Annotated in this window: 9 protein-coding genes; 4 read left to right on the top strand and 5 right to left on the bottom strand. The window is 33.3% G+C overall.

The genetic code is table 11. The features are described from left to right. Window positions 1–106 precede the first annotated feature (106 nt). The 3 genes from mglC to CALHY_RS00565 all read right to left on the bottom strand — a co-directional run bounded on the left by mglC (window position 107) and on the right by CALHY_RS00565 (window position 3,857). Window positions 107–1,120 carry a galactose/methyl galactoside ABC transporter permease MglC gene (mglC, locus tag CALHY_RS00575; RefSeq protein ID WP_013402090.1) on the bottom strand — a complete coding sequence of 338 codons (1,014 nt, stop codon included), beginning with the start codon at window positions 1,118–1,120 and terminating at the stop codon, window positions 107–109. A gap of 29 nt (window positions 1,121–1,149) precedes the next feature. Further along, entirely contained in the window at window positions 1,150–2,667 is a 1,518-nt protein-coding gene (locus CALHY_RS00570; protein ID WP_041723256.1) for a sugar ABC transporter ATP-binding protein, read from the bottom strand. A 119-nt stretch (window positions 2,668–2,786) separates the two neighbouring features. After that, a complete protein-coding gene (locus CALHY_RS00565) occupies window positions 2,787–3,857 on the bottom strand; it encodes a galactose ABC transporter substrate-binding protein (protein ID WP_013402088.1) in 1,071 nt (356 codons plus the stop codon). Between the two features lie 232 nt (window positions 3,858–4,089). Here CALHY_RS00565 and CALHY_RS00560 point away from each other — a divergent pair, with 232 nt between their 5' ends. Genes CALHY_RS00560 through CALHY_RS00545 form a run of 4 tightly spaced genes read left to right on the top strand, consistent with a single transcriptional unit; the run spans window position 4,090 to window position 9,142 of the window. Continuing rightward, window positions 4,090–5,055 carry a substrate-binding domain-containing protein gene (locus tag CALHY_RS00560; RefSeq protein ID WP_013402087.1) on the top strand — a complete coding sequence of 322 codons (966 nt, stop codon included), beginning with the start codon at window positions 4,090–4,092 and terminating at the stop codon, window positions 5,053–5,055. Window positions 5,056–5,069: 14 nt separating this feature from the next. Beyond that, window positions 5,070–6,521, top strand: coding sequence for a sensor histidine kinase (locus CALHY_RS00555; protein ID WP_041723067.1), 1,452 nt, complete (start codon window positions 5,070–5,072; stop codon window positions 6,519–6,521). Between the two features lie 25 nt (window positions 6,522–6,546). After that, window positions 6,547–8,082, top strand: coding sequence for a response regulator transcription factor (locus tag CALHY_RS00550; RefSeq protein WP_013402085.1), 1,536 nt, complete (start codon window positions 6,547–6,549; stop codon window positions 8,080–8,082). 16 nt (window positions 8,083–8,098) lie between these two features. After that, complete coding sequence (locus CALHY_RS00545; RefSeq protein ID WP_013402084.1) at window positions 8,099–9,142, top strand: sugar ABC transporter substrate-binding protein; 1,044 nt, start codon at window positions 8,099–8,101, stop codon at window positions 9,140–9,142. Between the two features lie 71 nt (window positions 9,143–9,213). Here the strand turns inward: CALHY_RS00545 and CALHY_RS00540 are convergent, their stop codons facing one another. Both CALHY_RS00540 and CALHY_RS00535 read right to left on the bottom strand, forming a co-directional pair. Beyond that, window positions 9,214–11,337 carry a methyl-accepting chemotaxis protein gene (locus tag CALHY_RS00540; protein WP_013402083.1) on the bottom strand — a complete coding sequence of 708 codons (2,124 nt, stop codon included), beginning with the start codon at window positions 11,335–11,337 and terminating at the stop codon, window positions 9,214–9,216. 161 nt (window positions 11,338–11,498) lie between these two features. After that, window positions 11,499–12,620 (bottom strand): sugar ABC transporter permease, encoded by a 1,122-nt coding sequence (locus CALHY_RS00535; protein ID WP_013402082.1) that lies wholly within the window; start codon window positions 12,618–12,620, stop codon window positions 11,499–11,501.

The following is a 12,620-nucleotide window of genomic DNA, read 5'->3' as shown; positions in this document are numbered from 1 at the left end:
CAATAAAGGGCTTGCACACATCCTTTTTGTGCAAGCCCTCAAAACCTCCTCTTTTAGTATTTTGGCAAGTGTAAGATTAAAAGGTCAAAAAAGGTAAACAATATTACTATCTTTTTGCTAAATACTTCCTTATATCAAGAGCAACTGCAACACCGATAATAAGACCTTTTATAATAAGTTGCCAATAAGGGTCAACTCCAATGAATGTAAGACCATAATTTATAACTCCAAAAATCAAAACACCGGCAAGCACGCCTGGAACAGTTCCAATTCCGCCTGTTGTTGAAACACCACCAACAACGCAAGCTGCAATAGCGTCAAGCTCATACATATTACCGTAATTATTTGTAGCGCCACCTGTTCTTGCAGCCTCTAAAACACCCGCAAGCCCATATAAAAGTCCTGCAAAAGCATAGACAAAAATCAAAACCTTAGAAACATTTATACCAGAAACTCTCGCAGCATTGACATTCCCACCAACTGCATAAATACTCTTCCCAAGCGCTGTTTTATTCAGCAAGACCCAAACTACCAAAGCAACAATTAGAGCAATTATCAAAATGTATGGAATTGAATACTCTCCCGAAATCCCAATATATCCCGTTCCTAAGTTAGTAAAATCTGATCTCAAACCACCAATTGGCTGTGAATTGTTTGGTGGAAGGTTAAAATACAGTGAGTTTGCACCATAGATAATAACCATTGAACCTAAGGTTGCTATAAAAGGCGGCAAATTTAACCGAGAAATTGCAACACCGTTAACAATGCCGAATAATAATGTTATAGCCATAGCTATCAAAATTGGAACAATAAGCGGAAGTTGAGGAAGTTCAGGGAAAAACCTTCTTGCATAGTCAGCAGTTTGAAGCATTGAAGCAGAAACAACTGCCGCAAGTCCAACAGCTCTTCCAGCTGACAAATCAACCCCGCCAGTAATCAAAACAAGGCTCATGCCAAGTGCAATAATTGCTCTTGTTGATGACTGCAAAAGTATGTCTCTGAAACATCTCCATGACAGAAAATCTGGACTGATAAATGCAATCACAATTATAAGCGCAAGTAAAATGAAATAAATTGCATTCTGTGAAACTATTTGCTTTATTCTCTTTGCTGATGTCATTTTGAAGTTGACCTCCTCAAAAATAATATTTACGCTGAAAATCTGGTTGCAAGTTTCATAATTTCTTCTTCTGTAGCTTCATTTCTCTCTAAAATACCTGAAACTCTTCCCTCACACATGACAAGAATTCTATCAGACATTCCTAAAAGTTCTGGCATTTCTGATGAAATCATAATAATACTCTTGCCCTCTGTTGCAAGCTGATTTATTAAGTTATAAATCTCAAATTTTGCACCAACATCAATTCCCCTTGTTGGCTCATCTAAAAGCAGGATTTCGGGCTCTGTCAAAAGCCAGCGAGCAATTAATACTTTCTGCTGGTTACCACCTGATAGATTCTTTATTTGAGCTTTGTATGATGGCGTTTTTATCCTCAATATATCTATAAAGTTTTGCGTATCGAGAAGTCTTTTTTTGTCATTCAAAAGCCCAAACCCGTTCAAATATTTTCTTAGGCTTGCTAAGGTGGTATTTTCTAATATATTTAATTCTGGAATAATTCCAGTTAGCTTTCTATCTTCTGTGAGCAGTGCAATTTTATTTCTTATAGCATCCTGAGGATTTTTGATAATCACTTCTTTACCTTTGATAAAAATCTTGCCTTCTTTAATGCTTCTTAAACCAAAAATAGCCTCTATTAGTTCTGTTCTTTGAGCCCCCACAAGACCTCCAATTCCTAAAATCTCACCTTTTCTTAGCTCAAAAGAAACATTTTTGAATGATTTGGGATCAACAGAGGTCAAATTTTCAACTTTCAAGATAACCTCAGATGGTTTATTTGTTTTTTGTGGGAATCTATCTGACATCTGTCTTCCAACCATATTTGCAATCATCATATCAGGTGTAAGCTCTGAAATACTCCATGAACCAACAACCTTTCCATCTCTCATTATTGTAACTTCGTCAGCTATTTCAAAAATTTCTTCAAGTTTGTGAGATATATAAATTATTGAAACTCCCTTTGATTTCAGATCTCTTATTATTCTGAACAGATGTTCAACCTCATTTTCTGTCAAAGAAGAAGTAGGTTCATCCATTACAATTACTTTTGAGTTGTAAGAGACAGCTTTTGCAATTTCAATAAGCTGAACCTTTGATACTGAAAGATGTCCAACAATCGCTTTTGGATCAACATCAATCTCAAGTTTTTGTAAAAGTGCTTTAGTATCTTCATACATTTTTTTATGGTTGACAAATTTAAACGGACCTACGCTCACACGTGGAAATCTCCCCAGCCAGATGTTTTCCATCACATTGCGTTGATTGACTGGCTGAAGTTCTTGGTGAATCATTGAAATCCCAAGCTTTATAGCGTCAATTGGATTGTTTATGTGAACATGTTGACCATCTAAAATTATCTCACCACTGTCAAGCTTATAAATTCCGAACAGACACTTCATTAACGTGGACTTCCCCGCACCGTTTTCACCCAAAAGAGCATGAACTGTTCCTCTTTTTATTTTTACAGTGACATTATCAAGAGCTTTAACTCCCGGAAACTCCTTTGTAATACCATTCATCTCCAAAATATACTCTGTCTTTGCCATTGCAATTGCACCTCTTGAATCAATTTTCCAGCTATGAAAAATCAAAATTAGTGCCACCTTGTCATCGGACATATTTGAAGTTTTTTGACAAGGTGGCGAAAAATGTTCTTTAGAAATCTTTATTGCTCATTTACGTATTTCTTCATCTCTTCTAAATTGTCCTTTGTAACCTTTTGATATGGAACCCAAATGTACTTTCCATCTGTGATGTCAAACCCAACATTCTCTTTTGTTGGTTTTTCTCCCTTTGCAAGAACATATGCCAAATTGAACGTAGCTTTTCCTTGAGCCTTTGCGTCGTTCAAAACAGTACCTAAAAGTGTTCCTTCTTCAAGAGCCTGAAGACCTGGAGTTGTTGCGTCAACACCGACAACAGGAATGTATTTACCATTCTTGAAATACCCTGCAGCTTTTAATGCCTCAATCGCACCAAGTGCCATATCATCGTTGTTGCAGAATACAGCTTCAATCCTATCGCCAAATGATGCCAAGAATGCCTGCATCTTTTCTTGGCCTTTTACCCTGTCCCACATAGCTGTGTCTTGAGCTAAAGCTTTTGTCTTGATACCTGCTGCCTCAACAGCTTTGATTGAATACTCTGTTCTCAAGATTGCATCCTGATGACCAGGCTCACCAGTAATCATAACATATTCCATAATACCGTTGTGGTTTTTGTCAGCTTCTGGATGTGATTTCCAGTACTCTGCCATGATTTCTCCTTGCAAAGTTCCAGACTGCTCAGCTTTAGCGCCAACATAGTAAACCTTGTCCCATTTCTTCATATCTTCTGGAAGCGGCTCTCTGTTGAAGAACACAACTGGAATGTTTGCCTGTTTTGCCTTGTCGATCAAAACACCTGCTGCTGTTCTGTCAACAGGGTTGATTGCAAGAGCGTCAACTTTCTTTGTGATGAACAGGTCAATCTTATCATTTTGAGTTGACTGAGAGTTCTGGCAATCAACAAAGTCAAGCTTTGCTTTACCTTCACCTTCTTTTGCAATTGCATTTCTAACACCTGTCATGAACGTGTCGTCAAACTTGTAGATTGCAACACCAATATAGGGCTTGTTTTCTTCTGATGTTCCATTTGAACTGTCATTTGTGCTCTTTTTACCACAACCGACAAGAACAAGTGAAATAATTAAAACCATTGATACTAAAACCACCCAAAATTTCTTTTTGTTGAACATTTACCAAAACCTCCTCATGTTATTTAGTTTTTATATAAATTTTGATTACACTATCAAATTTAAATCAAAATTAATAGCAAATCACTAAACTTTTTTGTCAACTTTTTAAGCTTTTGAACAAATGAAATAAAAAATTTACTGCAATTTTTTGTGGTCAATTTTTTGCTGTATATTGGAGTTTAACTTGATAACTTCAGATGCTAAAATAGTTTTTAAAGGAGTGTGTAAAAAAATGTCCTCAACAAAAAATTTCATATTAAAGTACTTAATAATTACAGTTTCTCTCTTGCTTCTGCTTATCTTGGTGTGGCTATCAGCAAGTGACTTTTTAGTCATTCGTAAAATGGGCAATTTAAATAACTTTTCACAAAATAATTATATAAACTGCGCTGTTATATTGCCTAAAAATGAAATGTATTGGAAAGAATTTTTAGGTGAGTTTGAACAGTTCGCTCAGGCACAAAAGGTTTTATCAGAAACCATCTTCTATGAATCCGAACAAGAGGAGGTTTTTGGCTTAAAACTGGCTCTTTTTTCAAAGTTTGATTTTGTCATACTTTGCGATTTATTTCACAGCAGTGAAATTAAATCTTTAATCGACCAGCTCAAACTGCAAAAAATTAAAGTGATATCTATTCTCAACAGTAACCTTAAAGATTTTTTTGACACAACGCTAGGTTTTGACTATTTTCAAAAAGGTAGGCTTGTTGCAAGTAACATTGAAATTGTAGCAAAACAAAAAAATTTAGATAGACTCAAAATTGCAGTCATAACAAATACAATCAACAAGAGTTTATCAGGCAATAGCGAAGTTGAAGGTATAAAAAGCTATTTAAAAGAAAAAGGAATAGAATTTTCTGTAGATTTATTTTCAATTGAATATGGAAATGCTGAGTCAGAAAAACTTTTAAATAACATAATAGCTGCTCAGCAATACAACTGTTATTATACAACCGAAGAGCTTGAGACTTTTGCTTTTATCGATAGTTTTGTCAAATCTCCAAAAGATTCAAATTTTATCTTTATCGGAGCAGGAGATGATTCACGACTTTTAAGATACAGAGATGAAGGACTTATTGACAGGCTTGTTATGCCAAATTACGATGAACTTGCTATCAGGTCTATTTTGATTATGAAGGACTTTGAAAAATTAGCTTCTAAGGGCCAATTTATTCCTATATCCATAATCGTTAAATAGGTTGGGTGATGAAAATGATATTATCATTTAAGACATACAAGGCAAAACTTATATTTTTTATTCTAACCTTCATCCTTACAACAATCGCAATAAACCTACTAATTCAGCTTAATGTTAATTTTCTTCACAACTACTTTGATAAGACTTATCATAACATTGAAAGTATCAATACTATAACAAATAACTTTGGAACAATTAGCAGAAGTATTCAATCTTATGTTATTTCTGGAGATTCAGACTCAATCTTAAACGTTTACGACAGTTTAAATTCTATATCATATGAACTAAACCAGCTTACTTGCCAGAGTGAAGACGAAATTGTTTATAAAAGAAGTATTACTAACATATATAAAACAATAAATGATAACATTGACATGGTTATACTTTATAAAAAACAAGGAAAAGATTACACAAAGAAGCTTTCAGACACAATAGAAAGTTTAGATTATGCAAATTACTTTTTACAGAAATTTACTCAAAGTAAAATTAATCATAGTGTTGAATATTATAACAGTTTAAAAAGCTCTATTCGAAAGATTACAAATACAAATTATGTAGTAATAGCATTATGGTTTATACTTTCAATAATAGTTAGCCTTCTTTTCACAAAAGAGCTAACAGATCCAATATCAAAACTTGCAAAATATTCAAACAAAGTAGCAAAAGGAGAATTAAATTTTTCAATTCCAAAAGTTGATTCTACAGATGAATTAGGGATTTTAAATAATTCTTTTAGTGACATGCTTGAAAACATCAAAGATATGCTGAAAAAACTTGAAGATAAGGCTGAGCTTGAAAAAGAACTTGCAAAGAAAGAAATAGAAATGGTAAAGTATCAACAAGCATTGCAAGAGGCAGAACTAAAATCGCTCCAAGCTCAGATAAATCCACATTTTTTGTTCAATACATTAAATACACTTGCTCAAATGGCAATGTTGGAAAATGCGGATAAAACTTATGATATGCTTATAAAAACTTCTAATTATCTTAGATACTGTGTTCAAAATATAAATAAGCTTGTAACACTGAGTGAAGAGGTTGAAAATGTGAAGAATTATATATTTATTCATAATATAAGATTTAGAAACAAAATTAATCTTGAAATTGATATTGAAAAAGAGATTGAAGATGCAAAAATACCAAGTATGATACTTCAGCCTATAGTTGAAAATTCTATTGTTCATGGGTTTGCAAAAAAGAGAGAAGGAACAATAAAAATAGTTGCCAAAAAATATTACACCAGCTATGTGAAAATTCAAATTATAGACAATGGTAGTGGTATAGAACCCGAAGTGCTATCAGAACTTGCTAAAAAATCCTACGTTTCTAAAACATCCACAGGCATAGGAATTGAAAACATCACAAAAAGGCTTGAGTTTTTCTTTGGAATAAAAGAGCCTATTTTTATTGAGTCAAAGAAAGGCATAGGAACAACAGTGACAATTACTATTCCTTATATAAACTAATTATCATAAAGAGGAGCTGAAAAAAATGAAAAAGATTCTCATATGTGATGACGAGTCTATCGTAATTGAATCAATTTCGCATATATTAAAAAAGAATTTTTCAGAACAGATGACTATTGACGAAGCTTATGACGGAGAAGAAGCACTGCAAAAGTTGATGTTTGAAAATTATCATGTAGTTTTTATAGACATACAAATGCCAGATATGAGCGGAATAGAAGTAATGGAAGAAATCCGAAAAGTAAAAAAAGACCCTTTTCCTCTTTTCATTATTATCTCAGCACATGACAAATTTGAATATGCAAGAAAATCGGTCGAGCTTGGCGCTTTTTCTTATATACTAAAGCCCTACTTGGTATCAGACATTGTAAACATTACAAAAAAAGCTTTTGAAGAAATTGACAACATTTTGTCTAAGCAAAAAGAAGAATTGGAGAGGAAAAGAAAAATTAAAGCCATGCAATCTTTAATAGAAAATGGGTTTTTATTTTTTATCCTGAACAACAAACTATTTTCAGATTTTAACTTAAGACAATTAGAACAGTTCCTTGAAATTCAAAACCTTCAGTACGGTATTGTTGCAATTTTGAAGGTAGAGCAGGAAAATTCTTTAAATAATATAGACATTTTAAGTGAACTTAAAACTGAAATTAAATCAGCTTTCTCAAACAAATGCATCGTATCTTTTTTATCTCCAAGCTCACTTTTGTGTATATTTTCAGCCGAAAGTGAGACTTACAAAGAAGTTTTAAAAGATAAACTAAAAAAGATAATCAAATCTAAAACAGATACTGAAATACAAATAGGTTTGAGCAACTTATGTAATCTTTACGATGACTTTGAAGAAGCATTTTACGAAAGTTACAGTAATATAATCTCTGAAGATAATGAAGAAACAACAGATTTATATGTGGAGCTTGAAATAATGGAAAAAAGACTATTAAATTCACTTTTAAAAACTACCAATATTATTCAAAAACAGCAGCAGATTTCAGAGCTTATAAAAAAATATACTTTGGCATATGGAATTAACCAAGCGCGATACAAGATAATTTTGTTTGTTATCCAGTTATTAATTGAAATTAACATAAAAGAAAATGCAAAAGTCATATATGCAATGGAAAAATTTTTAAAAGATATTATTTCAATTGACAATGAAATGGAGATAATCCAAAAATCATTTGAAATAATCCAAATAATCATCAGCGAAGCAGCAATACAAAAAAAAACATACAGCTCGAGCAATATAGTTTCACAAGCTCTTGAATACATTAAAAACAATTTTAAAAGAAATATCTCTTTAGAAGAAATGAGCCAAGTATTAAATATTAGTCCTTATTACTTTAGTAAAATCTTCAAAAAATCAGTTGGTATAAATTTTAAAGAATACTTAATAAAACTGAAAATAGAGCACGCACAAAAACTTTTGACAGAAACAAATATGCCCATAAAAGAAATAGCATACGAAATTGGATTTGATGACCCCAATTATTTTATCAAAGCATTTAAAAAATACACGGGTTTGACACCTGCTTCAGTTAGAAATAATAGAAATAAATAAAGGTGAGGAAACAATAATGAAAAAGATATTAAATTTTAAAGTAATCATAATTGGATTAGCTATTACATTGACATTTATTATCATCTTTTTGTTTGCTTATATTCACTTTTTAAAAAAGAACAATATTAATCGTCCGCTTAAAATTGGATTTGCAATGAGTACACTAAAAGAAGAAAGATGGTTTTTTGACAGAAAATATCTCATTGATGCTGCAAAAGAGAAAGGTTTTGAAGTAGAGTGGACTAACGCAAACGAAAATGATATGACCCAATATCAACAAGTTAAATATCTTATTTCAAAAGGTATAAACTTGCTTATTATAGTTCCCAGCAGTTATGACTCTGCAAAAAATGCAATTGAACTTGCAAACCAGAAAAACATCCCCGTTATATGTTACGACCGAATAGCCTTAGATGCAAACATAGATGCCTATCTAGGATTTAACAATCAAAAGATTGGCGAAATTATGGCAAAATACTTACTGCAACAATCACCTTCCGGTAACTATGTTTTTATTCTAGGAAATCCCAAGGATTATAATGCCTATCAAATAAAAGAGGGATATAGAAAAATCTTGAGTCCATATATAAACTCAGGCAAAATCAATATTCTTCTTGAAGACTATTGTTACAAATGGAAAAAAGAGTATGCCTATGAATATGTAGCAAAGCTTCTTCAGGCAGGAAAGCGTATTGATGCAATTTTGGCACAAAACGACTCGTTAGCAGAAGGAGCCATTTCCGCTTTGGCCGAAAAAAAGCTTGCAGGAAAAATTCCGGTTGTAGGACAGGATGCTGAACTTAGTGCTTGCAAAAGAATTGTGAACGGATATCAGCTCATGACAGTATACAAACCAATTAAAAAGCTATCTGATCTTACAATAGAAATTGCTGAAAAGATTATTAAAAAAGATAAATTACCTTATACTAAGAATTTTGTTAATAACGGGTATAAAATGGTTCCGGCATATTTGGTTGAGCCTGTTGCTGTTACAAAAAATAACATAAATCTTATTATCAAAGATAATTATCATTCATATGAAGAGATATTCGGAAAATAAAAACAAATCATATAATCTTTTCATAAATAAGAGCAGGCACTGTTTTTAAGAGTACATGCCTGCTCCATTTTTCAAACCTTAAACACCTGCATTGCCTGATACAGGTCTTGGGCTAAAATATTTAGTCTTTCAATCATGGCTTTTAGTTCTTCAATTGCAGCTAATTGTTCTTCAGTTGATGCTGAAACTTCTTGGGTTGAGGCTGCAGTTTCTTGAGAAATAGCTGAAATATTTTCTATACTTTCAATTATAGATGTTTTCTCTTTGTCTATTGATAAGATTAATTTATTTATACTTTCTACTTTTTCGAATAATTCTTCAATTGCAGACTTTATTTTACCAAACGCACCTGTGACAGTCTCAACAGCTGTGTTTTGATTATTTATAACAAGTTCCACTTTGTCTGCTATCTCCTGTGCTTCTTTTGTTTGATTTATTATTTTCTTTATTATCTCATCAACTTCGCGCGTTGATTCTTTTGACATATCAGCAAGTTTGCGAATTTCGCTCGCAACAACTGCAAAGCCTCTTCCTGCCTCACCCGCCTTTGCTGCCTCTATTGATGCATTAAGTGCAAGCAGTTTTGTCTGCTCAGATATGCTACCCAAAAGACTAATTATTTTCCCAATTGATTTTGAATAATCGGTCAATTGATTTATTGTTCTTATCATTGAATCTGTAATATTTACAGTGTCAACGGTTGCTTTATCTAAGCTTTTTACAGCATCGGAGCCATCTTCTGAAAGCTCAAATACATCTTTTGAAAGTTTATTTATTTGTTCTATTGAATAAACAATAGATTCTATTTTCTGACCAAACTGTGATACTATTTCAGAAACATTTGTAGCTTCTTTTGCCTGATTGCCTGCACCCTCAGCGATCTCTTGAATTGCTCGTGCTATTTCGTTTGAAGCAGCCGACGTTTCACTTGCTATTGTTGTAAGAGATGCCATTGAGGATGTTACCTGCTGTGTCAAATTTACACCCTTTTCTATAAGTTTTTTAATGTTCTTGGTCATATTGTTAAAGCTTCGTGAAAGACTCCCTATCTCATCACTGCGCCTTATATTAATGGTATTTGTTAAGTCGCCTTTTTCTGCTATCGCCATAACATCGGTTATTTTTTCAATATCCTTTACTATTTTTAGAGCAAAGATGATGCCAAACACAATAGCAATTAATGTAAATACAACTGTAAGTAATATAATTACGCTTTCCATACTGCGTGCACTTTTTACTATTGCACTAACCGGTATCATACCCACTACAGTCCAGTCAAAATACTGAGTTTTTGAAAAAGTTATAAGATATGGTTTTTGCTGATAAACTGTTTCAAAAGCCCCTTCTTTTTTGCCAGCCTCAACCTGAGATAAAACTTTTTGTACAAATCTTTCGTTTGGTTTTAGCTTTTGATTCATTTTGTTTTCCCAATCTAATGGAAGTACTATCTTGCCGCCAGCTAAAATGCCAATTGTTGTCACGCCTTGCTTTGAGAGTTCTGTAGATTGAAGCTTTTCTCTTAGCCACTCTTCCTTTATATCCAAAAGCATTACGCCTTTTATCTGGTTAGTTTTCAAATCTCTAAATTGAAATCCAATTGAACATGCATAAGCAGGAATCTGACTGTTGTTATTTTCAGCAACCTCATCAAAGTTTTCTCTATGAGAATCAATCAAAACATATCCTGCCGAATCCGTAATCGTTTTGTACCATTTTGAATTTTCTATTTTCTGAAAATCAAAATAATCTAAAACTAAAGGTGGAAACATCAATGAAGTTTGTCTATTTGTTAATATGTACGCACCAGAGAACATTTCAGATGTAACTACAAGATTTGCAATAATATTTTTTGCATCTTGGGCTATTTTTGCCTTTTCATTTTCGTCCTTTAGATTTTGGCTTTCTCCTGTGCAAAAAGATTGTATGCTGTCATTTGACATAATCTGAATTGCAGCGTTTTTGGCTGTCTCAAATAAGATTTGAAAATACTGTGCTGTTGAGTTTGTCGCAATCAAATACGACTTTTTGCTTTCGCTTATCACCGAATTTACTGCTTTCGACACAGAAAAAATATCAATAATTGTTATTGGAATCAGCAATAAAACTAATACAAAAACACTTAGTTTCTGAGCAAGGCTACCTTTTTTGAATATCTTATTTAAAGAATTTGCCCTAAGTCTTTCCCATGATTTCATAAACAGCCACCTTTCTTAAATATACTTTAGATATTAAGTATCGATTATTAAATCGCTTTTAAAAGGCTTAAAGGCCATAGCTTTCAAACACTTTAAAATATTTCTCTTAAGTAACATAAAAATACCCGTTTGAAGCTATGGCCCTCTGAAAAATTAATATTTTAAGCTTTCTTTCTTGACATAATGTCAAGCCATACAGCAAATACAAGTACAAGACCTTTTACAATCAGCTGGTATGAATATTCCAAGTTCAAAAGGCTCATACCGTTGTCAATGCTTGCCATAATAAGCGCACCTATGATAGCACCCGGAACTGTCCCTTCACCGCCAAGGGTGCTTGTTCCACCAAGGATTGCAGCAGCAATTGCATCAAGTTCCATATTTGTTCCAGCACCAGATGTTGCAGCGTCAAGTCTTGATGTTAAAACAATTCCAGCCAGTGCTGACAAGAATCCCATCAAAATGAATATCTTCATTGTAACATTTTTAATATTGATACCCGAAAGACTTGCTGCTTCTTTGTTACCACCTATTGCATACACATACTTTCCAAATGTTGTGTTCTGAGAAACAAATGTTAGCAGGATTGTAAACACAACAAGTATCAGAACAGGAATAGAAATTCCCTCATAGCTTATCATAACGCCCGTAAATGCAACAATAAGAGCAATTACAACTGCAGCTTTTGCAATCTCCAAGCCCATTGGCAATACTTCCAAGTTGTATTTTTTCCTTCTATTTCTTTGGCTAATTGTTAAAAGCAAATATCCAACAATTAAAACAGCACCAAATGCAATGCTCAAAGCTTTATTCAAATATCCTTGCCCGATAAATCTAAAACTATCTTTAAAAGGCGATATTGTGATACCCTTGCTTGCTAAAAGCACACCTCCTCTGAACACAAGCATTCCTGCCAGAGTAACAATGAATGCTGGAACACCCCTGTATGCAACCCAATATCCTTGCCATATACCAATTATAATACCAACTATCAAAACTGCAATAACTGTAGCAGGAGTTGACCACCCATTCCACACCTGCAAAACACCAGCAATTGCGCCTGTAAATCCAACAACAGAACCAACTGACAGGTCAATGTGCCCTGCAACAATAACAAATACCATTCCTATTGCAACAAGGGCTGTAATTGCCATCTGTCTTGCAAGCATTGAAAGATTTCTCGGTGTCAGAAAATTCCCATCAGTAAGTATTGTAAATATGGTCCAGATAAGAAGTATGGCAATGATAAGGGTGTAAGTTCGCAAGTTTTTCTTCAAATTCAT

The organism is Caldicellulosiruptor hydrothermalis 108 (genome assembly GCF_000166355.1).
Taxonomy (GTDB): domain Bacteria; phylum Bacillota; class Thermoanaerobacteria; order Caldicellulosiruptorales; family Caldicellulosiruptoraceae; genus Caldicellulosiruptor; species Caldicellulosiruptor hydrothermalis.
This window is presented reverse-complemented; position numbering and strand designations above follow the sequence as displayed.